This window comes from Clavibacter michiganensis subsp. insidiosus (assembly GCF_002240565.1).
Classification (GTDB): Bacteria; Actinomycetota; Actinomycetes; order Actinomycetales; family Microbacteriaceae; genus Clavibacter; species Clavibacter insidiosus.
Genome location: NZ_MZMO01000003.1, coordinates 38,288 through 60,765 on the forward strand (window position 1 = coordinate 38,288; position 22,478 = coordinate 60,765).

20 protein-coding genes and 2 pseudogenes are annotated in these 22,478 nt (G+C 68.0%); 17 read left to right on the forward strand and 5 right to left on the reverse strand.

Translation table 11 applies throughout. The features are described 5' to 3' along the window. Positions 1–66 precede the first annotated feature (66 nt). Genes B5P21_RS16245 through B5P21_RS16280 form a run of 8 tightly spaced genes read left to right on the forward strand, consistent with a single transcriptional unit; the run spans position 67 to position 8,073 of the window. Entirely contained in the window at positions 67–1,377 is a 1,311-nt protein-coding gene (locus tag B5P21_RS16245; protein WP_246865354.1) for a hypothetical protein, read from the forward strand. Continuing rightward, on the forward strand, positions 1,377–3,056 hold the full coding sequence (locus tag B5P21_RS16250; protein ID WP_045530796.1) for a hypothetical protein: 1,680 nt from the start codon (positions 1,377–1,379) through the stop codon (positions 3,054–3,056). The genes B5P21_RS16245 and B5P21_RS16250 overlap by 1 nt, the downstream gene beginning before the upstream one ends. After that, positions 3,053–4,627, forward strand: a complete 1,575-nt coding sequence (locus B5P21_RS16255; RefSeq protein ID WP_094171499.1) for an ATP/GTP-binding protein — start codon at positions 3,053–3,055, stop codon at positions 4,625–4,627. Before B5P21_RS16250 ends, B5P21_RS16255 begins: the two co-directional genes overlap by 4 nt. Before the next feature lie 14 nt (positions 4,628–4,641). Then, on the forward strand, positions 4,642–5,745 hold the full coding sequence (locus B5P21_RS16260) for a hypothetical protein (protein ID WP_094171500.1): 1,104 nt from the start codon (positions 4,642–4,644) through the stop codon (positions 5,743–5,745). Continuing rightward, positions 5,742–6,197, forward strand: coding sequence for a hypothetical protein (locus tag B5P21_RS16265; protein WP_094171501.1), 456 nt, complete (start codon positions 5,742–5,744; stop codon positions 6,195–6,197). Before B5P21_RS16260 ends, B5P21_RS16265 begins: the two co-directional genes overlap by 4 nt. Further along, positions 6,191–6,715, forward strand: coding sequence for a hypothetical protein (locus B5P21_RS16270; protein ID WP_094171502.1), 525 nt, complete (start codon positions 6,191–6,193; stop codon positions 6,713–6,715). Before B5P21_RS16265 ends, B5P21_RS16270 begins: the two co-directional genes overlap by 7 nt. Beyond that, a complete protein-coding gene (locus B5P21_RS16275; RefSeq protein ID WP_094171503.1) occupies positions 6,712–7,488 on the forward strand; it encodes an HNH endonuclease family protein in 777 nt (258 codons plus the stop codon). Before B5P21_RS16270 ends, B5P21_RS16275 begins: the two co-directional genes overlap by 4 nt. A gap of 24 nt (positions 7,489–7,512) precedes the next feature. Continuing rightward, complete coding sequence (locus B5P21_RS16280; protein ID WP_236688883.1) at positions 7,513–8,073, forward strand: hypothetical protein; 561 nt, start codon at positions 7,513–7,515, stop codon at positions 8,071–8,073. A gap of 10 nt (positions 8,074–8,083) precedes the next feature. Here the strand turns inward: B5P21_RS16280 and B5P21_RS16285 are convergent, their stop codons facing one another. After that, on the reverse strand, positions 8,084–9,046 hold the full coding sequence (locus tag B5P21_RS16285; protein ID WP_045530803.1) for an IS481-like element IS1122 family transposase: 963 nt from the start codon (positions 9,044–9,046) through the stop codon (positions 8,084–8,086). Positions 9,047–9,143: 97 nt separating this feature from the next. Between B5P21_RS16285 and B5P21_RS16290 the strand changes: the two are divergent. The 4 genes and pseudogenes from B5P21_RS16290 to B5P21_RS16305 form a co-directional block, all read left to right on the forward strand. Further along, positions 9,144–9,527 (forward strand): annotated as a pseudogene (locus B5P21_RS16290) (recombinase family protein); the annotation flags it as partial. Between the two features lie 8 nt (positions 9,528–9,535). Next, positions 9,536–10,762: a Mu transposase C-terminal domain-containing protein gene (locus tag B5P21_RS16295; RefSeq protein ID WP_345703642.1), complete on the forward strand. Its 1,227-nt coding sequence runs from the start codon at positions 9,536–9,538 to the stop codon at positions 10,760–10,762. A gap of 157 nt (positions 10,763–10,919) precedes the next feature. After that, positions 10,920–11,723 (forward strand): AAA family ATPase, encoded by an 804-nt coding sequence (locus B5P21_RS16300; RefSeq protein WP_045530805.1) that lies wholly within the window; start codon positions 10,920–10,922, stop codon positions 11,721–11,723. Between the two features lie 122 nt (positions 11,724–11,845). Next, positions 11,846–12,238 (forward strand): annotated as a pseudogene (locus B5P21_RS16305) (recombinase family protein); the annotation flags it as partial. A 195-nt stretch (positions 12,239–12,433) separates the two neighbouring features. On the opposite strand, the gene B5P21_RS17465 reads toward B5P21_RS16305, so the two are convergent. Together B5P21_RS17465 and B5P21_RS16315 are read right to left on the reverse strand one after the other, a co-directional pair. Then, on the reverse strand, positions 12,434–13,108 hold the full coding sequence (locus B5P21_RS17465; protein WP_246865355.1) for a hypothetical protein: 675 nt from the start codon (positions 13,106–13,108) through the stop codon (positions 12,434–12,436). A 125-nt stretch (positions 13,109–13,233) separates the two neighbouring features. Next, positions 13,234–15,360: an expansin EXLX1 family cellulose-binding protein gene (locus B5P21_RS16315; RefSeq protein ID WP_236688884.1), complete on the reverse strand. Its 2,127-nt coding sequence runs from the start codon at positions 15,358–15,360 to the stop codon at positions 13,234–13,236. A 463-nt stretch (positions 15,361–15,823) separates the two neighbouring features. On the opposite strand from B5P21_RS16315, the gene B5P21_RS16320 reads away from it, so the two are divergent. Together B5P21_RS16320 and B5P21_RS16325 are read left to right on the forward strand one after the other, a co-directional pair. After that, a complete protein-coding gene (locus tag B5P21_RS16320; RefSeq protein WP_052663287.1) occupies positions 15,824–16,171 on the forward strand; it encodes a hypothetical protein in 348 nt (115 codons plus the stop codon). A 97-nt stretch (positions 16,172–16,268) separates the two neighbouring features. After that, positions 16,269–17,228, forward strand: a complete 960-nt coding sequence (locus B5P21_RS16325) for an IS481-like element IS1122 family transposase (RefSeq protein ID WP_045526244.1) — start codon at positions 16,269–16,271, stop codon at positions 17,226–17,228. 765 nt (positions 17,229–17,993) lie between these two features. Here B5P21_RS16325 and B5P21_RS16680 read toward each other — a convergent pair. Next, positions 17,994–18,221 (reverse strand): hypothetical protein, encoded by a 228-nt coding sequence (locus B5P21_RS16680; RefSeq protein WP_045530812.1) that lies wholly within the window; start codon positions 18,219–18,221, stop codon positions 17,994–17,996. A 234-nt stretch (positions 18,222–18,455) separates the two neighbouring features. Continuing rightward, positions 18,456–19,058, reverse strand: a complete 603-nt coding sequence (locus B5P21_RS16335; protein ID WP_045530814.1) for a hypothetical protein — start codon at positions 19,056–19,058, stop codon at positions 18,456–18,458. A gap of 694 nt (positions 19,059–19,752) precedes the next feature. Here B5P21_RS16335 and B5P21_RS16340 point away from each other — a divergent pair. From B5P21_RS16340 to B5P21_RS16350, 3 genes are all read left to right on the forward strand, one after another. Further along, positions 19,753–20,289, forward strand: coding sequence for a trypsin-like serine peptidase (locus B5P21_RS16340; RefSeq protein WP_094171490.1), 537 nt, complete (start codon positions 19,753–19,755; stop codon positions 20,287–20,289). Positions 20,290–20,857: 568 nt separating this feature from the next. Then, positions 20,858–21,550, forward strand: coding sequence for a recombinase family protein (locus B5P21_RS16345; RefSeq protein WP_236688877.1), 693 nt, complete (start codon positions 20,858–20,860; stop codon positions 21,548–21,550). Further along, positions 21,448–22,473 carry a MinD/ParA family ATP-binding protein gene (locus B5P21_RS16350; protein ID WP_052663289.1) on the forward strand — a complete coding sequence of 342 codons (1,026 nt, stop codon included), beginning with the start codon at positions 21,448–21,450 and terminating at the stop codon, positions 22,471–22,473. The genes B5P21_RS16345 and B5P21_RS16350 overlap by 103 nt, the downstream gene beginning before the upstream one ends. The last annotated feature ends 5 nt before the right edge of the window (positions 22,474–22,478 follow it).

Consider the following 22,478-nt stretch of genomic DNA (forward strand, 5'->3'; position numbering starts at 1 on the left):
GGACCTCTCGGGTGCGCGGGCCAGGCCATTGGTGATGCGGTCAAAGACACGGTGAACGCTGACGCTGTGATCATCAAGGGCGTCGCGGGCGCGGCCAAGGGGGCTGCCGACACCGCGCACACGGTCGTCTCCGTGGGCTCGGATCCGCTGGGCTACCTGTACCAGAAGGCGCAGGACTCGGCATCGAGCCTGGCGGACACGGTGCTCTCGGCCGCGGCCAAGACGACCCTGCCGGACCTCACCGCGGACTGGTTCATCGGCGTCTACAAGGCGTCGCTGGCGATATCAATTACATTCGCGGTCGTCCTACTCATGGTCCAGATATACCGGACCGCAGTCGGCCGGCAAGGCGTGAGTGACATGTTCGATGCCGTTGGGAAAAACTTTCTTATATTCCTCGGCGGGGCAACCTTCGGGCCGTCGATCGGTGTCCTCCTCGTTCAGCTCACCGCCGCGCTGGAGGCCAGCATTATCGAGTGGGGCACGGCGAAGCTCGCCGGGCAGACGATGGCCGAAGTAATCAAGGGGGTCACGACCTCCGCCGTTCCATCATCAATCGCCGGAAACGTTCTTATCGCGCTATGCCTCATGATAGCGCAGGTGGTGGGCCTCTTCATGGTGCTGCTGATGCAGATCATTCAATACCTCATGCTGTATTTCATGGGCGCGCTGCTCCCTCTTGGGCTCATGTGGCTCATCGACAAGAACCGCCGCACGTTCGCCATGAAGATTGTCGGCGTGTGGTTCGCTACCCTCATTGGCCACCCGCTGCTGATATTCCTATTCATGATCGTCTCCATGTTCGTGGTGTCGACGATCAGTTCGAATTGGTTCGGCGTCGAGGCGATTCAAGCCACGGTGAACCTGGCCGCGGCCACCCTCTCGACGCTCATGGTCGCGTTCGTCCCGTTCATGCTCTACAAGTTCGCGCCGATCCTGCCGCAGGGCGGTTTGCCGGCGTCGAACGCGCGAGTCCCGTCGTCGGGCAACAACAACCGGACCATGGACGACGTGCGCCGGCGCATGCAGGAGCGTCAGCGCGAGCCCAGCTCGGGTCCCGGGAACGTGGCCTCGCCGGCGCAGAGCGCCGGAGCACCCGGGGCGGGAGCGCCGAAGAAGGGCGTGCACTCGGCCTCCGCCGCCTCCCCGGCGGCGAAGGCCTCGCAGGCGGGTGACGCGGCGAAGAAGGCGGCCGCGGCGTCGGCCGCGAAGAAGGGCGCCGCTGCCGTGGCCACGGCCGGAACCGGTGGAGCGGCGGGCGCCGTCGTCGCGGGGGCGAAGGCGGCCAAGAGCGTTCAGGACGCCGCGAAGCGCACGGCCACCACGGCGGCCGATCACGTGAGCAAGCACATCGACGACCACGACGAGGAGCGGTGATGACGACCGACGAGCTACTCACCCGGCACATCGGTGGGGAGAACACGCGCCGCCGCGGGCGGCTGACGGGCACGGTCTCGAAGACGCGACTGGCGCTCATGATCCTCATCGGCGTGGGGACAGCGGCCGCGGTCGCTGTCACGCACAGCATTTGGGTCATCATCGCCGGGGTCGTCGCCGCGATGATCGCGCTCCTGGCGACGATCAGCGGTCAGCACGGCTCGCTGCTGGATCGGCGTCGCCGATCCGCGCGGATGCAGGCCCGGCGGGCGACGGGGACGGATGCGTTCGTGCCGTACGACATCGCGACGTGGGACCAGTTGACCGCCGCGGTGCGGTCCGGCGAGAAGGAGGAGCAGGCGGAGGCCCGTCGGGCGCTGCGTCGCATGCGGTGGGCGCCGGACGGCGCCGACGGGATGGGGTGGCTCGTGTCCGCGCGAGGAGCGCCCGCCGTCGCGTGGCACTCTCCGCGGGGCGAGGAGGAGTACCTGTCCGTCGCGTTCAGCGTGACGGGGCAGATGCGGGGTATCGAGTCCACGGCGCGGGCGAATGAGGCCGCGGAGGCGTGGGGTCGGTTCCAGGCGAATCGGGCGTCTGAGGCATCGCTGTTGCGGGGCGTGCAGACCCTCACGCGGGTGCTGCCGCCCGCGGCCGCGCGCCAGTCGCGGTGGGCGCAGTTGGAGCTCGATCAGAACGATGGGACCTGGACGTCGCGGTTCGTGGAGGCGTTCGAGCGCATGAAGGCGTCCTACGAGGAGGTGCTGCACCTGTGCACCGAGGGCGCGATGACGCAGCGCCACTTCATCGTCTGCAAGTGGCCGGTGTCGGGTGCGTTCCGCGAGCGGGCGGCCGCGTACGGCGAAGGCCGCGACGGGTGGCGCAAGCTCATGGCCGAGGAGATCCCGCGAGCGGCCGCAGGGCTGTCCGACGCTCGCCTCGGGCGCGTGCGAGTTCTTGAGGCTCGTGAGGTGGTGGCGCTCATGCGGCACCAGCAGAACCCGAGCTTGGGGATCGAAGCCGCGAAGCGGATCGACCCGCTCGCCTCACCCGGTCTGCCGTCGCACGACGAGTTCTCCGCGCACGTCGTCGAGGACGTCGAGCCAGACACCGGCCGGCGGACGCAGTGGTTCCACCGCACGGCCGCGATCCTCGCCGAGAACATGCAGGACCAGGAGCGGGATCCGTTCTGGACGCTCAGCCTCATGCACGGCGCCGACCTCCAGATGATCCGGTCCGTGTCGTTCCACCTACGGTTCGTGCCGGCTGTGCAGGCGCGGGCCGACGCGCAGCAGACCCGCGTGCTCGCGGCCGCGGAGCGGATCGCGCGCGAGAGCAAGACCGGCCTGGCGGATGGGACGTTGAGGCTGGAGATGACGGGCGCGGAGGCGCGTGCGGCCGACGTCGCGCCGGGCACCGGTCATCACGGGGCCGAGTGGGTCGGATTCGTGACCATCTCGACCCGTTCGCTCGCGGAGCTTAAGCGGGCGTCGAGCCGGCTGGAGGACGTGTGCGCGACCGATATCGGGATCGCGCGTCTGAGCTGGCAGGACTCGTACGCGGCGGCCGCGTCCGGCTGCACCTTCCCGATCGCCCGGGGGCAGAAGCCCCCGCAGGTGCCGATCGGGTCTCGCATTGAGGCCGGTATCGCTGGCCGCCGGCAGAAGGAAGCGCTGACATGAGCGGACGACAGGCCAAGGCGCAGCGGGTGGCCGCGATCGTCGACACGGAGCAGGAGGTCATCGCGCCGCAGCGTCGCGCATCGCGGCTCACGCGCGTGCCGATCGTGAATCGGTTCCTGCCGCCCGAGGCGTTCGTGAGCGACGTCGAGGAGGTGTCCGAGCACGCGGCCGCGGCCGGCGAGCTCGCGCCGTGGGACGTGCCCGGGAGTCAGCTCCGACCGGATGGATGGCAGTCCGCGTCCCGAGCTCGGCGGGGCTGGTACGCGCCCGCCCACCAGGGCGCGGCGACCACGACTCGGCAGGCGGAGATCGTGGCCACCGCGCACTTCGGGGCACCGACGGGGTTCGATGGCATCGTGAACGGCCGCGACACGTTGACGCGCACCGCTTTCGCCCACGACCCGATCACGGCCTACCGCCGCACGCCCCGCGGTCTCACGTCCCCGAACGTCATCGTCCTGGGTCAGACGGGATCGGGGAAGTCCTCGTGGACGACGTGCAACCTCATCATGAAGCCGTTGATGCTTCGCAAGCGGCGCGCGGTCGTGTGCTCCAAGAAGGATCGGGGCGGCGAGTGTGAGCATGCCGAGACCACGCGGCAGCTGGGGAACGAGCCGTTCCGGTTCCTCGCCAACGGTGCGCAGGGCGAGGGCCGAGTCATCAACCTCATGGACCCGGCGATCGTGCGCGTCGTCGATGGGATCCAAGGGCAGAAGCTCATGCTGGACACGGCGATCCAGCTCCAACGGCACCGCAGCAGCGGGACGGTCGCCTCGGTGGAGGAGGCCGGCTGGGAGGACCAGGCGCTCCGACTTGCGCTCCGCTCGCTGCTCGCTGACCACGAGGACACGCGGACGCCGACCCTCGCTGATCTGTCGGCACGGCTCGGCGCCGTCGACCCTGACCGTGGGGACTACTCCCTCCGGTCTCGCGAGCGGCTGCACCAGGCCGGCCTCTCGATCAGTCACGTGCTGAACGACCTCCTCGAGACCTACGGCGGTGTGTTCGATGGCGAGACGAGCTCGGAGGTCGACCTCACGCACAAGCTCACGACGTTCGACATCTCCCAGCTCCCCTCCGACGGCGCCGTGATCCCCATCGTCATGGCCGCGGCGAACATGTGGATGCTGGGCCGGATCAAGGACGAGGCCGGCTGGGCGACGAACGTGATCTACGAGGAGGGCTGGCACATGATCGGCGGCCCGTCCGTCGGCCTCATCCAGTCGAACGAGAAGCTGTCTCGATCGCTCGGCATGTCGAACATCTTCATCATGCACAAGGGCTCGGATATCCCGCCGGAGTCCGCCGGTGTGACCGTGATCCAGGAGGCGCAGACGGCCTACATCTTCCGCCAGGAGCACGAGCAGGATGCCGCGTGGGCGCAGCGGACGTTCAACCTCGATCAGGACACCACGAAGGTCCTGATGGGGCTTGGGACGGGGCACTGCATCGCGAAGATCGCGGACATGCCCGAGACCGAGGTCGAGCACCTCCGCTCCGAGTGGGAGAAGGAGCTGACCGACAGCGACCAGGCGATGATGGGCGACTCCGCGGACGCCCTCGGGCACTGACTGGCGGACATGCGATGAAGAAGCTCCTGGCCGTGACCGCCGCGGGGGTCTGCGTCGTGTTCGCCGCGATCGTCGGCATGGTCTCCGTCGTGTTCGCCGCGCCAGGAGGCGGAGCCGGCTGCACGGTCGGGTCGGCCAGCATCGACGCCGCGAAGGCACACGATCCCGTCGCCGGCTACTCCGGCGACCAGCTCGTCAACGCCGCGAGCATCATCAACGCGGGCGCCGCGCTCGGCGTGAGCTCACAGGGACAGATCGTCGGGGTAATGACCGCCATGGGCGAGTCCGGCCTACGGAACATCGAGTACGGGGACGCGGCCGGCCCGGACTCCCGCGGCCTGTTCCAGCAGCGCGACACGTGGGGCACGCTGGAGCAGCGCATGAACCCCGCGCAGGCAGCCACGTTCTTCTTCGAGCGCCTGGTGAAGGTCCCCAACTGGCCGTCGATGACGCCCACGGCCGCCGCTCACGCCGTGCAGCGGAACCAGGAGGCGGACCACTACACGCGCTGGTTCGAGCCGGCACAGGCCGTCGTGAGCGCCCTTACGGGCTCGGACACGGCGTGCACGGCGGCCGCGGCCGCCACTGTCTCCGGCAACGCGCAGCAGCTCGCGCAGCACCTCGTCGACCTCACGAACCAGGGCGCGATCACGTGGCTGTCGCCCTCGCACTTCCCCGAGGTGCAGGCCATCGCGGCCGGACAGCCGAAGCCGAACTGCGGCATCGACACCCGGGTCCTCCAGGTCATCACCGTCGCCACGCAGACGTTCCGGTCCATCGGGATCTCCGACATCAACCGCCTGTGCAGCGGGCAGCGGCCAGGGGCCGGTGATGCGTCCGCGCACGTGGTCAACGGTGGCGGCCACGCCGTCGACTTCTACGCCTTCGACGGCACCCCCACCACAGGCGCCGACCCGAACGCGATCAAGCTCCTCCGCGCCCTCGCGCCCGTCATGCCCGACGGATCCGGCGTCGGCCAGTCCGATTGCCGTGCGAGCGCCGGCACGAGTCTCGACCTGCCGATGAAGCAGTTCCCCGACACCTGCAACCACCAGCACGTCCAAGTCGACCCGTGGGGCGACGAACCGATGAAGCTCACCAGCAAGGAGAACCCATGAGCGACTGGCGCTCCACCGAAGACCTCGCCGCGGCCTTGACGTTCGGCGTCTCTGGCTGTGACGCAGCCGCGAACGAGGCGCGGGCGGCGCAGGCCGCCGAAGTCCTGGCCGCGCACTCGGCGGCCGTAGACCGGGCGTACCTCGACGCCGCCGGATCGACCGTCGATCCGTGGTGGCCCGAGCCGTTCGGCGCCCGGATCGTCGTTGAGGCACGGGGCGACCTCGACGCGGCCACCAGCTCTCCCGAGTTCGAAGCGGAGGTGCAAAAGGGGATGAACCTGCACGCCCGCGACGTGCTCGTCAACGACGAGGACGGGTGTCGTTACGAGGCATTCACCGCCGCGGCCGAGGAGCTTGAGCAAGTCGTGCCGGCGTGCACGCGGATCCGTGATGCTCTCCGCACGGCTCGCCACGTGAGCGCCTACATCACACCGAAGGGAGCCCCATGTTGACCTCCACCCTGCACCCGCTCGCGATCCTCGGAGCTCTACCGAACCTGGCCGCCGCCTCGGCGGACGCCGCGGAGCGGTACTACACCGACTGGACCACGGTGTGGCCGTGGACGATCGCGCTGGTGTGGTGCGCCGCCTGGGCGGCCGCCTACGTCGGCGTGCTCCGCTTCGCCATCCGCATGCGCGGAGATGGGGTACTCACGGGGATCGTGTCCCTCGTGCCCGCCGGCTTCTGGATAGCGACGCTCGGCGCGATCGCGTCGCACATCCCCTCCGAGCTGGCCGTCTTCTGGATCTACCTCGGGGGCATCGTCATCCTCGGGGTCACGTTCCTACTCAGCGAGGTCGGCGGGAAGTGGGGCGCAGGCGGCGCCGCTGTGCTCCTCGTGGTGCAGGGCGTGAGCGAGATGATCCGCCGGCTCTCTGCCGAGGCTCACATGCCCGAGGGGACGTTCCTCGGAGTCGCTGCCGGGGCCGTCATCGTCGTCGCCATTCTCGCTGCCGCGAGCAGGCGATGACGCCCCGCAGTCGGCGCCTGTTCGTCGTCGCCGCCGTGCTCCTGAGCGCGTGCGGCGTCGTCGGCGGTTGGTACGGCACCGGGCTGGGCTTCACGCAGGAGTCGGCCGACGTCGCGACCGCGGCCACCGCTGAGCGGGCCGACGTCGCGGCCGCGAGCGGCGCCGTGGGCGACGTCCTCGCTCGGGCCGGCCTCGTGCGCGGCGGCGTGGTCGACGCGGCCGCGGTGCGGGCGCTCGTGGACAAGCTGCCGGCGGACACGCACGCGAGGACGCCTGCCTACGACCGGGCGGCCTACGGGCCGTCCTGGGCCGACACCGACCACAACGGGTGCGATCAGCGGAACGACGTCCTGGCCCGCGACCTCACGGCGGTCACGTTCACGAAGGCGGATCCCAGCTGCACCGTGGCCACGGGACATCTGGCCGACGCCTACACGGGCCGCAGCATCGGCTTCACCCGCGGGAAGGCCACGAGCGCGGCCGTGCAGATCGACCACCTCGTGCCGCTCGGGTGGGCCTGGCGGCACGGCGCCGCCGCGTGGAGCGGTGAGCGCCGCGAGCAGCTCGCGACCGACTTCAACAACCTTCAGGCCGTCGACGGGCCGACGAACGAGGCGAAGTCGGACCAGGGGCCGGCGACGTGGCTTCCGCCGGCCGCTGGCTATGACTGCCTGTATGTCACACGGTTCGCGTACGTGCTGAGCGCGTACGAGCTCACGATCGACGACGCCGACCGGGCCGCGATCGACCACACCCTCAACACCTGCCCGTGACCCTCTGGAAGGAACTGCCTCGTGATGAATGTCGCCGGTGAGCGGGATCCGCAGACGCTCCGTCAGTACCTCCGCGATCCGCGCGAGAGCGTGCGCGCCGCGGCGATCCTCAATCCCAGGACGCCGCACGACGCTGTGCGCGCGCTGCTGTCGGGCAAGCCGGGCCGGGCGGTCCGGGCGGCGCTCGTCCTGCACCCCGTGCTGACCGACGCAGAGCGTGCCTCGCTGCTCCGCAGCGAGGACAGGGAGACGCGCAGCGTGAGGATCGCGATTCTCGCCGCGATGGCCCGGTTCTCCCGGTCGTCCGCCGAGCTCGCGGAGCTCGCCAAGCACCCCGCCGCGCCCGTCCTCCGCCGCGTGGCGTCGAATCGCCACACCAGCCGCGAGACCCGGGCCGACCTGTGCCACTGGTCCTCGCCGGCTCGTATCCGCGCGCGCCTGCCGAGGCTGTTCCCGTCGACGGGACGCCCCGCGGATCCCGTCCGCCTAGGGATCCTCGGGCAGGTCGTCGAGCACGACCGGGCCGAGAACCGCGCCCGTGCTCATCCCCGCCGGCCGATTGCGCACCTCGACCGCGCGCTCTAGCTGTACTGAGTCATGACGTTGGTGACACTCGGGCCGCGGGCGTCAGCCCGTGGCTCGAGTGGATTCGTTCAGTGTTGTAGTGCTGGATCCACGGATCAAGGGCGTCGGTTCTGGCTTGGTTGCTGGTGAAGGGTTGCCGGTAGGCCCACTCGGTCGCGAGGGTGCGGTTGAAGCGTTCGACCTTGCCGTTCTGCCAGGGGCAGTGCGGGCGGATGAACTTCTGCCTCGCACCGAGCTGCGTGACCGCGTTCTGGAACGCGGCCGAGTGCCGGTAGGCGAACGCGTTGTCCGTCAGGACCCGTTCGATGCGGGTGATGCCGTGCTCGGCGAAGTACGCCGCGGCCCGGGTCAGGAACCCTGCCGCGGTCACGCCCTTCTCGTCCGGGTGGATCTCCGCGTAGGCGAGGCGGGTGTGGTCATCGACCACGGCGTGGACGTAATCGAACCCGATCCCACGACCACGAACCTGTTCGCTGCGGCCATGCGCCCGCCAGCCGCCGCCGTCCGGGATCCGGCCGAGCTTCTTCACGTCGACGTGGATCAGGTCGCCGGGATGCTCATGCTCGTACCGGTTTGCCGTCGACCGGGATGCCCGGATCACGGCCCCGGTGACGGGGTCCAACCATGCCAACGGCGGTGCCCCGTGCCGCCGCAGGATGCGGGAGATCGTGCGGGCTGGAACACCGGTCACCGGCGCCAACCGGGCAGGACCTGATCGCAATCGGGTCCTCGCTTCCACGACGGCTCGTTCTCGTTCCGGGCTCGTCCTCGTCGGCACCCGTCTCGGCCTCGAGGACCGGTCCGACAAGCCTTCGAAGCCCTCGGACCGGAACCGATTCACCCACCGATGCGCGCACTGACGCGACACACCGAGTTCGCGCGCGACATGCGAGACCGGCCGACGATCCTCGACCACCCGCCGCACGAGGAGAACCCTCCCGTGAACCGTCAGACGAGCATTAGCGTGGGACATCGAGGCCTCCTGGCAGTGGCAGAACTAGACAGCTCCATCAAGCCAGGAGGCCTCCTCACACGCCCCGAAGTGTCACCAACGTCATGGCCGGGTACACCTAGGCCGCTCCATGCTCGACGTCCTCAGCACCGTGAAGATGCTGCGCGAACGGGGCGTGCAGATCCGCTCCATCTCCGACGGCATCGACCCGGCGACCACCTCGGGCCGGCTGATGCTGGGCATGCTCGCGAGCCTGGCCGAGTACGAGCGCGAGCTCATCGTCGAGCGCGTCAACGCCGGCATCGCCGTCGCGCGCGACAACGGGACCCGCTTCGGCCGGCCCCTGTCGGATCCGATTGTCATCGCCGACAAGCTCCAGATCGCGACCGACGCGCGCGCCCGCGGCCGGACCGCAGAGGACGCGGCGAAGCTCGTCGGGTGGAGCCGGGCGACGCTGTACCGGCACCAGTCGAACGCCACGCGCGAGAGCGCCGCGATGTAGGTCATGGCGTGGACGGGCTCGAGCGGTGGCGCGTTCTTCGGCTGCATGTCGAAGACCAGATCCCGCTCGCAGCTCTTGCCCGCACCACCGGGATCAGCGCCCGGACCCTGCAACGCTGGCACCAGCTCTACTGCGCCGGCGGTATCTCCGCCCTCGACCCGCACGTGCGGATCGACGCGGGGCTACGGCGAACAGCTGCAGCGACGGTCGCGTTCATCGAGCGCCTGGCGCTGACCAAGCCCCGGCCGAGCATCGCGACCCTGCACCGGCTCGCCGCCGCGGACGCAGAACGCCGGGGCGATCCTGCCCCGAGCTACACCACGGCCCGTGACATCGTTCAGGCGCTCGACCCCGCGCTGGTGACGCTGGCCCTGGAGGGGCCGACGTCGTATCGGGATCGGCACGAGCTCGTGTACCGGCGCCGGGCGGAGCGCCCGAACCAGACGTGGCAGGCCGACCACACCGAGCTCGACCTCGTCATCGTCGGCGCCGGCGGGAAGCCCGACCGACCCTGGCTGACCGTAGTCATGGACGACTACTCCCGCGCGATCTGCGGGTACACCGTCTTCACCGGCGCCCCGTCGGCGATGAACACCGCACTCGCGCTCCGGCAAGCGATCTGGCGCAAGCCCGACCGCAGTTGGGCGATGTGCGGGATCCCCGACATCCTCCACGTCGACCACGGCACCGACTTCACCAGCCGACACCTCGAGCACACGGCCGCGGAGCTGCGAATCCGGATCATTCACTCCACCGTCGGCCGCCCCCAGGGCCGCGGGAAGATCGAGCGGTTTTTCGGCACCATCACCACCGAACTGCTCCCACTACTACCCGGACACCTCGGCCCTGGGAACCGACGCCCAGATCCAGTGCTCGACCTCGCCGGCCTCGACACGGCCATCGGAACCTTCATCGCCACCTACAACGACCGCCCGCACAAGGAGCTCGGGACCACACCGCGAACAGCCTGGGTCGGTGACGGCTGGCTGCCTCGGATGCCGGAGAGTCTCGTGGAGCTCGACGGGCTCTTGCTGACTGTGCCGAAGAGCCGCACCGTGCAGCGCGACGGGATCCACTTCCAGGGCCAGCGGTACCTCGCCTCCACGCTTGCCCCGGTCGCTGGCCGGACCGTGACCATCCGGTACGACCCGCGTGACATCTCCGAGATCCGCGTCTACGACCACAACACCTTCATCTGCGTCGCCGTCGACGAAGCCCCCCGAACCTGCGCATGAGCCTCCGCGACGTCGAGACCGCACGCCGCGCCCGCCGCCGCCAGCTGCGCCGAGACCTCAACGACCGCATCCCCACCACAGTCAGCCGCACCGAGCTGCCCACGACACCGCTACCACCGCGACGGCCGCGGCTACGCACCTATGAAGAGGACGGATGATGCCCGACACGTTCATCACCACAAAGGAGCACCGGCGGTTCGTCGAGTTCGCGAACGCCGTCCGGAAGGAGCAGACCATCGGGATCTGCCACGGCGACGCCGGCGTCGGGAAGACCAACTCCGCCCGCCGCTACGCGCACAGGGACACGCTCGAGCCCTACGTCCAGGAGTGGGGACGCCGCGGCGCGGACGACCCCAAGCTCGATGCCGCCGCCAACCGCTCGCGCGCCGTGTTCTACACGCCCGACGTCCTGCCCCGGCCGAAGGACCTCATGCGCGAGCTCGACCGCTGGACCGTCGACCTCGGCATCAGGATCGAGGATCACCAGCGCACGATCGGGAAGATCACCGGCACCGGCGGCGACGCCCGCCGGTGGGTCGAGCTGTTGATCATCGACGAAGCGGAACGACTCACGCCCACCGCGCTCGAGCTCCTACGCGATCGGCACGACCGCGAGCACCTCGCGATCATCCTCATCCGCATGCCCGGCATCGACCAGCGATTCCGCCACTACCCCCAGCTCTACAGCCGCCTCGGCTTCGCCCACCGCTACCGCGCCCTCGGCCACGACGAGCTCTTCTTCGTCCTCGACCGCCACTGGAAGCGCCTCGGCCACACGCTCAACCCTGACGACTTCACCGACGCACAAGCCATCTCCGCGATCCAACGCATCACCCGCGGCAACTTCCGACTCCTCGAACGACTCTTCCCGCAGATCCAACGCGTCCTCAAGATCAACCAGCTCGAGACCATCACCGACGACGTCATCGAAGCCGCCGCCAGCATCCTCGTCACCGGATGACGACATCAGGCGGCAACAGGACTGCGCCATCGAGCGGCGCTGCCCACAGCGGAACCATGCGTCTCAGGTAAGTGGTCCGGCGACTGTTCCGGTGAGGGTGCCTCACCTGAGACACTGGATGCATGGCTGGACAGCTCATCGGGTACGCCCGCGTCTCGACCGACGAACAGGACGTCACCGCGCAGCGGGACGCCCTGACCGCGCTCGGCATCACCCCGGATCGGATCTACGTCGACCACGGCCTCACCGGCACGAACCGGAACCGCCCCGCCCTCGGGAAGGCGCTCGAGGCGTGCTGTCCCGGCGACACGTTCGTGGTCACGAAGCTCGACCGCCTCGCGCGGTCGATCAGCGATGCCCGCACCATCGCCGACGAGCTCGCGGCCAAGGGCGTAGCGCTCAGCATCGGCGGATCCGTGCACGACCCCACCGACCCGACCGGGCGCCTCCTGTTCAACATGCTCGCGATGTTCGCCGAGTTCGAATCCGACCTCATCCGCGCGCGCACCCGCGAGCATTGAGGATGTGGTCGATCGCAGTGCAATCGACCACATCGACCATGAGCTCGTACGTGCTCAGCACGTAAGCAAACCGAGTGACATACAGGCAGTCATAGCCAAGGCTGGTGACATCCACGTCGTCGGCACCTATTGCAATTACGCATCATTCGTGGGCCATCGACAACCTGGAGAAAGTCGGCTTTGCCAACATCAGTCGACGTCTTCGTCTGGGGGATGCGTGGCATTACGGCCCCGTGTGAAGCCGTCGCGGTAGCCAGCCTTGTAGCCCGCCTTCTTCGCATGACGCTCACGCCAGGCGAAACCGTCGACAAGCAGCTCGTGCTCACGAGACTTCGCGTTACGTCTGAGTCGCTGCGCGACCGCGATCGCGTACCCGGCGATGAGCGCCCCGCTCACGATAACCGAGGCGCTGACCATAGGTTCGTCGGTCGCGGAATTGCACGTGGCACAGATCGTGTCAGATACCAGTTTGGAGGACAAAGCGAGCGCGGCGGCGTAGGAAAGACCCGGGATGAGAATGTCTTCCCACTTGATGAGCCGTTTCGCGTGTGGCAATATTCCCATTTCGAGATCTCGTAGGCGGGAGCGGTGACGCTCCCGCATGCCGAGAATGCCGTAGAGGACCGGATTTAGCAGGCCAACGGTCGCGCCCACCAGCAGCACAAGGTTGGCGGCTTGCGGGGCACCGGCGAGGCGGAAAGCGACGTAGGGCGCGAGTACCAGGCTGGTGATGAAACCCAAGGATTGCCCGATGAGTTGTCTGGGCGTATAGATTGCTTGGCGTTGGCTGCGAACGAGGGTGATCGCGCCAAGAGGGCCAACGATGCCGACCATGGCGAAGATGAAGAGCTGCTGTCCGCTCACAGCATCACCTAGCCTCTGCATGACGAGGGATGTCGCTGCGAGGGGCAACTCACGGACCTCTCTCTAGAGGACCGCCCAGTCGATGACGTCGCTCGGACGGAAGTTGCATGCATTGCGATCAGGGCTCAGCGCACCGGGTAAAAGCGGGAGGATGTGGGCTGGTTCTCTCCGGGCGCCATGCGAAGGCCTGGGAGCACGACCGTGCGACCGAACTGGTCAGTCACCTTCACGGTCATTGGGCCGTCCTGAATCGGAGACGGCGTGACCCAGTACCCATAGTCGGTGCGGCTGAGGCGCACCCACTGTCCGCCGGCCTGGATTTCGACGCGGTCAATGCGGTTGCCAGCGTTTAAAATCTGTAGACCCGCCCACCAGCGTGACGAGCCCTCCTTAACGCGGATGGCGACAGCGGGCACGGCCGGATCCTGGACGGTGACGTAGCTGATCGGGATGATGCCGGCATCGAAGTCGCCGATAGCACGGAATGCTTCCTCGCTCAGGTCGAGATGCCCGATCTCGCACTCGTGGCACTGGTCGACGACCTGAACGCGGACGGTGCCCTTTGGGCCCGTGACGTCGAGGAAGGTGCCGCACGCGGCAGCCCCGCTGTACTCGGGGCTGCTGAGCGCAACGTACATTCGGTCTGCAGGGACAGCCGGCATGGAGCAGTTGCCGTTCGCGATCGTGTTGCCCTGGCCCAGCGAGTAGTGCGTGGCACGGCCGTGCGTCGTGGGCCGAGCAGGCGGTGTGGGGTGGGCAGGCGGCGCCGCGGCCGCCGTAGCGGTGAGTCGTGGTGAAGAGGGAGCCGGGCCACCCGACGCCTGCAGGCCGACGTGAACGGTCTGGCCGGCGGCGAGCTTGCTCGCCCAGTCCGTGCCGATGCAGGTTACGGTGCCGGAGGCGACGCTGCAGCGCATGCCCCAACTGGTGGCGATGGAGGTGGTTCCGGGGCTGGCCCATGAGACGGTCCATCCCGTGACAGCGGCTGTCGCGGTGACGTCGATGTTGGCTACGTAGCCCGATGCCCACGATCCGCCAGGCTGCCATTTCGCCGATACAGTGCCCGGCTTCGCCGGGCCAGGCTGTGGCGCTGGCTGAGACCCGGATCCGCCGGATCCTGGACCCGCCCCAGGCGACGGGTGCAGGATCGGCGCCAGTGTGTCGAGCTTCGTCTGCTCCGGGGTCACCCAGTCGGACTTCACGATGCCGCCGGTGTCTCCGCTGTCCGGGTTGAAGGCCCAGAACGACGAGCTGATCCCCGTGCTCGACAGATATCCGACGAGGGTGTTGAGCCACTGCTTGTCGCTCGTGGTCTCGAGCTTCGTACCGAATTCGCCCACCAACACGGGCGCGATGTCCTTCTTCGCCAGGTATCCCCAGTGGGCGTCCCAAATACCCGGCAGGTTCGCCGGATAGTTTGATGCGGAAAACCATGACTGGCCGTAAATGGTCGATGGGTAGTCGTGCGGGGAGTAGACGACGCGATTCGCGACGGAAAGTCGGACAGGTGCATTGCCTGCCAACCCGAGCGCACCGCCCCACCAGGTGCCGGATCCGTCGGCCTCGTGGTCGATGCCCTCCACGAGCACGAGGAGGTTCGGGTTCTCGGCGAGGACCGCATTCCCACCACGCTCGGCCGCTGCCCGCCAGTCAGTGGTGGCCGCCCCGGTACCCCAGGTGGCCGCGCCGTGCGGTTCGTTGTGCAGGTCTACACCTATGACGGTGGGTTCGGCTGCGTAGCGCTTTGCGAGCATTTTCCAGTCGGAGATCCAACGCGACTCCGGGTACTGCGATGTGTACCAGAGCTCAGACTGGCCGCCCGAGTCCGGCCGGTGCTGGTCGAGGATCACATTGAGCCCTGCCGTCTTCGCGGAGGCGACGACGTGGTCCATGACCTGGAGTGCTGTGAGACCGGCGAGTGATGGGTCCGCACTGACACCCGTGACGCTGGATGCGGCGAGGCACTGGTTCGAGTAGGGCAGCCGCACGGTCGTGAAGCCCATCTGCTTGATGTGCTGCATGCCGCTCGCGAGGGTGATGGTGTCGAGGCCGTGCGGCGCACACGAGGAGGTCTCCATGCCGAACCAGGCGATGCCGCGGATCGTGTACGGGGTGCCGGAGGAGGTGACGATCTTCCCACCCGAGGTGTGCAGCCAGCCGGGCGGCGAGGACGCCGCACCCGGGCCCGCCGAGGCGGCAGGAGCAACAGGCCGAGCGGATGCGGCGGACGTAGCGCCGATCGCGAGCGCCATGGAGACGATGAGCCCGAGCACTATAGATGCGAGGCCTTGGCGAGATGTCATCCCGGAAGAGTAGTGAACATGATTAGATGCACTATTGACTTTATCCACAATTTTGTTGCGCACCCCTACACTCTCCCCCTACCTGATAATGATTATCGATACCGATGGTTTCCTCGCTCGCATAATATTTTATAGAACATGGTCATTTCGTACCACCGGGATATATTGCGCCGCCCCCGACGTGATTGTCATTGCGGTCGACAATCATATTCGCCAATCAGCACAACCCGGACGAACCGACGCACCACCCTCTCAAAGCCCTAAAACCCATGCCTCCACCAACACCTCGGCAGGAACACCGCCGCACGCTCGCACACGGCTTCCACCGCTCATGTCGAGGCTCGTCCGTACGCCCGTCAACGAGCGCGGCCGGACGCTCCCACTCGATCGAATCGACGAAGGAGAGCACCCGGTGAGCAAGGTTAAAAGCAAGCTCGCTGGCGTCGACAGCCTCGTGCGCGATGTTGGCGCGCACCCGTGGGCGCACCTCGAGGCCGGCTACTGGCGGATCCAGGTTTGGGACGGGCCCGTGCTCGGGTACGTGATGCGGCACCGGGCGGAGCTCGGGGACCCGTTCACGTTCGAGGTCTATGCCGACGCCCGCAACGAGCTCGGGCAGCGGATCTGGCTCCGGCGTGAGGACTCGCTGAACTCGGCGGCCGCGTGGATGATCCAGAACAGCGATCGCCTCATCGCGTTCGCGGCCCGGCACGCAGCCGCGGCGCCGGCGGGTGCCGACGACGCGGCCGCGACCAGCTAGGTGTACCCGGCCATGACGTTGGTGACACTTCGGGGCGTGTGAGGAGGCCTCCTGGCTTGATGGAGCTGTCTAGTTCTGCCACTGCCAGGAGGCCTCGATGTCCCACGCTAATGCTCGTCTGACGGTTCACGGGAGGGTTCTCCTCGTGCGGCGGGTGGTCGAGGATCGTCGGCCGGTCTCGCATGTCGCGCGCGAACTCGGTGTGTCGCGTCAGTGCGCGCATCGGTGGGTGAATCGGTTCCGGTCCGAGGGCTTCGAAGGCTTGTCGGACCGGTCCTCGAGGCCGAGACGGGTGCCGACGAGGACGAGCCCGGAACGAGAACGAGCCGTCGTGGAAGCGAGGACCCGATTGCGATCAGGTCCTGCCCGGTTGGCGCCGGTGACCGGTGTTCCAGCCCGCACGATCTCCCGCATCCTGCGGCGGCACGGGGCACCGCCGTTGGCATGGTTGGACCCCGTCACCGGGGCCGTGATCCGGGCATCCCGGTCGACGGCAAACCGGTACGAGCATGAGCATCCCGGCGACCTGATCCACGTCGACGTGAAGAAGCTCGGCCGGATCCCGGACGGCGGCGGCTGGCGGGCGCATGGCCGCAGCGAACAGGTTCGTGGTCGTGGGATCGGGTTCGATTACGTCCACGCCGTGGTCGATGACCACACCCGCCTCGCCTACGCGGAGATCCACCCGGACGAGAAGGGCGTGACCGCGGCAGGGTTCCTGACCCGGGCCGCGGCGTACTTCGCCGAGCACGGCATCACCCGCATCGAACGGGTCCTGACGGACAACGCGTTCGCCTACCGGCACTCGGCCGCGTTCCAGAACGCGGTCACGCAGCTCGGTGCGAGGCAGAAGTTCATCCGCCCGCACTGCCCCTGGCAGAACGGCAAGGTCGAACGCTTCAACCGCACCCTCGCGACCGAGTGGGCCTACCGGCAACCCTTCACCAGCAACCAAGCCAGAACCGACGCCCTTGATCCGTGGATCCAGCACTACAACACTGAACGAATCCACTCGAGCCACGGGCTGACGCCCGCGGCCCGAGTGTCACCAACGTGATGACTCAGTACAGCTAGCTGCCGCTACCGATCTCGATGCCCCGGGCGATGTTGTCACCGCCCCGGAATCGGGCGCCACCGAACAGTCTCTGATCACGCAGGGCCCCGGGACGTTCGAGCCCGTCTACTGGATCGGCCGTATCTACTTCGACGTGGATGGGAAACAGTACTCGTGCTCCGGATCCTCCATCCGCTCAGACTCCCAACTCATCGTCGCCACTGCGGCCCACTGCCTCTACGATCACGGCGACTGGTCCACGCGGGTGGTCTTCATCCCCGCGTGGGACGGCGCGAATAAGCCCCTGGGAGTCTGGGGCACCTTCTACTACGCGGTCTCCCGGGACTGGCGGACCAAAGAGGACCCGGGTCACGACGCAGCGTTCATCAAGATGCAGCCGAAGACGGCGTGGAATGGCACCAAGGAGTATCTGGCTCCCCAGGCGGGAGCTCCGGCCCCCGCGTTTGACGCTGCGACACCTGGCCTCCACTTCGACGCGTTCGGGTACCGACCCCTCAGCGGATACGTTCCTGCACCCCTCTACACATGCGCAGGCCAAGGACGGCACTTCCGCGGATTCGCCTCGATCCCGGAGTACGAGATCCCCGGCTGTGACCCGCCAGGTGGAGCTTCTGGCGGCCCCGTCTATCACGCATCGACACGTGGCCCGAACGGGACACAGTACGGCGTCATCACGGAGACGCGACGGGCCCGAGATGGGTCACCGCTCCTCATCTTCGTACCCTGGGGCCAGGTCGAGCACAGCCTCTACCGGTCCGTTGACCTCTGGCCCAAAGATCCCGGGGCTGAGATGAGCCCGTCCGAGAGGTCGATGGACTCGGCGGTCGTCGCGGTCGCCGGCAGCACTGGCCGCGTCTCTACTGCGCTCCTGATGTCGCCGAGCGTGGCGTCCTCCGCCGCGTTCGCCGGTCCGACTCCGGCTAGCACGAGAGCGCTTGTGGCGACGATGCCGAGTGCTGAGTATCCGATCTTCATGATTTCCCCCCTTGGTGAAATCGAGTCATCCCACCGTGGCAGCAAGGCACCGGGTTCGGCTTCCGCCAGACGAATGATTGACAAATGCAAGTAGTTCGGCCCAGGCGGACCGTCTGCGTCTGTCCTGTGACCCTTGTCTTGTGAGACGCCTCGCGGGTCGTGCTCTGGCACTTCAGACCAGCCCGGGGGTTCCTGGCGGTCTGGGCGTCTGTCGCGGGAGCGTGCAGCGAGGCGTTACGCGTAGCAGTCCAGGGCGGCGGCCATGTGCTTGTCGCTCATGTAAACGAAATCGGAGACCAGCATGCCCCCTGTTCCCGGCAGCGGGAGCGATGGGGCCGCGATGGGAAGTACGAGGACAACGGCGAGCCCGCGCGCACGCGCAGCGGCCCGGGCGTTCAGTCGATCGGCCGACTGCGAGGTCCAGTCACGGATCACGGCCTCGTCTGCAGATTCGATCCACGCGTCGCGGGCCTCTGCGTCAATCCATGCCTCCCCGGGGGGTGGGGTCGCGAGCACTGGGGGGATCGCGCGCGCCATCGGGCCGAGGTCTCCGGTCTCAAAGGACCTGGAGACAAGGGCCTCGCGAGAGGGCGACGCGATCGCCCACTCCAATGACTCGATCCAACGGACGGAGAGCTCGTGGACGAGGAGTGCCGCGTCGTCGGCGGGAAGGGCCGCACTCACAGGAGCGGGCGTGAGTGACTTCGGGATGGCAGTGACCTCGGAGCCGCACGCGTCTCTTGCGTACAACAGCCGCATCAAGTGTCGGTCGTGCACGACAGTCATCCCCTCTGTGCCCCTTCGCCCGGACGTTGTGGGGATGTGCTCGATGCGCATGGATCTCCTCGGGTACTAGCACTGAGGGGAGGATCTTCCGCACTCAAACTCGGAAGCAGACGTATCTGTACACAGCCCTACGTGAGAAGTCCTCTCACACCTTCCTAGCGTGGGCGCAGTCCCGCATGCCTTGGCTTGCGAGACGGTGGTGGCGGGGCGGGGCGGCCTTCGTTGTTCCGAACGGATCTAGGGACCGGACGGGTAGGCGTGCGGACTTCCGCTAGTACGCGCCGTACGAACACGGTCTCGTGTGCTGTGTCTCCTACCGCTTGTGCAGTCCATGCGCGGCTACTCCGGCGCTGTCTCTAGGGTGTGCTGGCCCTCGGAAGTGTTCCGCACGGGTGGCCTGCCTCTGTGTGTTGCTATCTCCCAGCTCCACGCATCGCTCCGTCCCCGGGGCGGGCTAGATGGACGCGCTCGGCGCGGCGTGCGTGATCACGGCACCTGTGCTCGACGCCCGACATGAAGGATGCACATGCACCTGCCTCTTCCTTCTCGACGCCGACTCGAACGCTCTACCGCTCGGTTACTACTGCTGGCCTGCCTCGGGGCCGCCGCGGTGGGAGGTGTCAGCTTCAGTGGCATCGGAACTCCGGCCGCGCACGCGTCCCCCCGATCGTCCCAGCGCCTCGCCGGAACCTCGACGGACACCGATGATGTCACGGGCAAGAGCTTCTCGGACGAGGATGACGCTGTGTCGGCCGCGTACTGGACGCCCGAACGCATCCAGAAGGCAGATGCAGCTTCGGCGGACAGCCCCGGAGACGACGCGAGCCTGGTCCAGTCCAGCGGATTGTCGCACTATAAGCCCGTCAACTGGATCGGGCGGCTGTACTTCACCCGCGGGGGACGAGAAGGGTCCTGCACCGGATCCGTCGTCAAGTCCGACTCGCGGCTCGTCGTTGCCACTGCAGCTCACTGCCTGTACTTCGACCGCGAGTTCGCGACCAATGTGCGTTTCATACCCGCCTGGGACGGGGCCAACAAGCCGCTTCTCACGTGGGGTGCCGACTTCTACCAGGTCACGACCTCCTGGCATGCGTCGATGGATGCTCATCACGACACCGCCTTCATCAAGATGAAGCCCCGAGAAGAGTGGGACGGGAAGAAGACGTATCTGTCCGATGTCGCCGGTGCCCCCCGGGTGGACTTTGCCCTCGCGGCTCCGCGCCTGCACTACGAGATGTTCGGCTACTCCCAGGTCTCCGGCTTCACGCCGGCCCCCTCGTAACCTGCTCCGGTGAGGGTGACCGCTTCATCGGATCTCCCCGGCGGATCGGCCTCATGCCGTGCCAGTTCCCGCCCGGAGCTTCGGGAGGGCCCGTGTATCACGCCTCAACGCACGGTCCGAACGGAACGCAGGTCGGCAACACGAGCTCGGTCCAGACCCTGGGAAACACCGTCATCTCCTGGTTCGTACCCTGGGGCAGCGAGGAACACGCCATCTACAAGAACGTCGATACCTTCGCCGGCTGATGCGTGCGACGGACGCGCGGTCTTCCGGATGCTCGAGGGGGTCTCCGTCAACGCATCGTGACTTTCGTGCGTCAGCGTCGTAACGGGAGGGGTGGCTCGCGTATGCGTGCCACCCCGTTCCGCGTAAGGGCGCACCAACCCGTCGTCTGTCCCGTGCCATCAATCGGCCTGTGCTGTCCCGCATGTCTTGGGTTGTGGGACGTCCCGCGAGTGGTCAGAGCCCGCCGCGGAACACCGCGGCCGCGAGCGTCCCGCAACCATGGCCCGCAAGGGGGTGCTTAGCTGGGCGTGCTCATCGTCGGTTGCGGGACAGGTAGGACGTCGTGGGGAAGCTCATCGGGTACGCGCGGGTCTCGACCCGGCAGCAGAGCACGGACCGGCAGGTCGTGGATCTGCTCGCGGCCGGCGTGCGGCGGGATGATCTGTACGTCGATCACGGGGTGTCCGGCGCCCGTGCGTCGCGGCCGCAGTTCGACGTCGCGCGTGCGGCGCTGCACGCGGGCGCCACGCTCGTGGTGACGACGCTCGATCGCCTCGGTCGGTCGACGTCCAACATGCTCGTGCTCGCGGCCGAGCTCCAGGCGGTCGGCGTCGGTCTCCGGGTGCTCAACCTCGGCGGCGGTGACGTCGACACGTCCACGACGATGGGCGCGATGGTGTTCACGATGATGGCCGCGCTCGCGCAGGCGGAACGCGAGATCAAGAGCGAGCGCGTCGTCGACTCCGTGGCCAAGAGGCGCGCGGCTGGCGGCGACCTCGGCGGACGCCGGCAGAAGTTCACGGACAGCTCCGCGTCGACGTCGACGGCACCGTCTCGCCCGTCCCGGACGAGCCGGCGCCGTCCGCCGCACACGCCGAGACCGCGCAGGAGGACGCCGGCGAGGACGAGCCCCGGCCGGCGGACGCCGGCGTCGTGCTCGACGTCGACCACGACGACGAGCGCCTGGCCGAGCTCGGCGCCGACGAGGCGGCGCAGCCCGAGCGGGCACCCCAAACCCGACGCGAAGCGCGGTTGAGCGCCCGGGACTTCGTGCAGTCCCAGCCCACCCCGAAGGCCGCACCCGCACGCGAGGGGTGGCGCGGAGGCGCCAACCGGGCCGGGTTCGGCATGCTCCGGCTCGCGCCCGGAACGCTGGAGCTCACCCGCCGCGGGTGGCGGAGCTCCGTCCAGCGGGGCATCGCCGGCCACAAGACCATCGTCGTTGTCGGGGAGAAGGGCGGCGTCAGCAAGACCACGACGACGTACCTGCTCAGCGCCGTCCTCGGGCGCGTCCGCGGCGGCACGATCCTCGCGTGGGACAACAACGAGTACAACGGGTCCCTCGGCGGCCGCGCCTACGAGGCCCACCACGACCACACGGCCCGCGACCTCCTCGGCCACATCGACACCTTCACGGACCAGGCACACCAGGCCGACCTCGTGAACTTCGTTCGACCGCAGCGCGACAACAAGTTCGACGTCCTCGCCTCCCAGAACGCCGTCGGCAACACCCGCGTCATCGAGGCCGATGAGTTCCGCAAGCTCTACACCGCACTCACCCGCTTCTATCGGCTGATCATCGTCGACACCGGCAACAACTCCGAGGCGAGCACCTGGCGCGCCGCAGTCGAGTCCGCGGACCAGCTCGTGCTCACCTCGCTCGTCAAGGAGGACTCGGCCGTCAAGATCGCCTCCCTCGCCGACAAGCTCGACGCGACCGGCCTCGGCGACAAGCTCGCCAACGCCGTCACCCTCATCAACCACAACTCGCCCATCAACTACCCCGACCTCGAGCAGCGCCTTCACGACCACATGGCGCAGCGCACCCGACAGGTCGTCACGGTCCCGTTCGACAAGGCGCTCGACGCCGGCGCGGGCATCGAATACGACGCCCTCACCGCCGCCTCCAAGGAGGCATGGCTGGCCGCGACCGCCGCGGTGATCGACGGGCTCCGGTAGCGCCG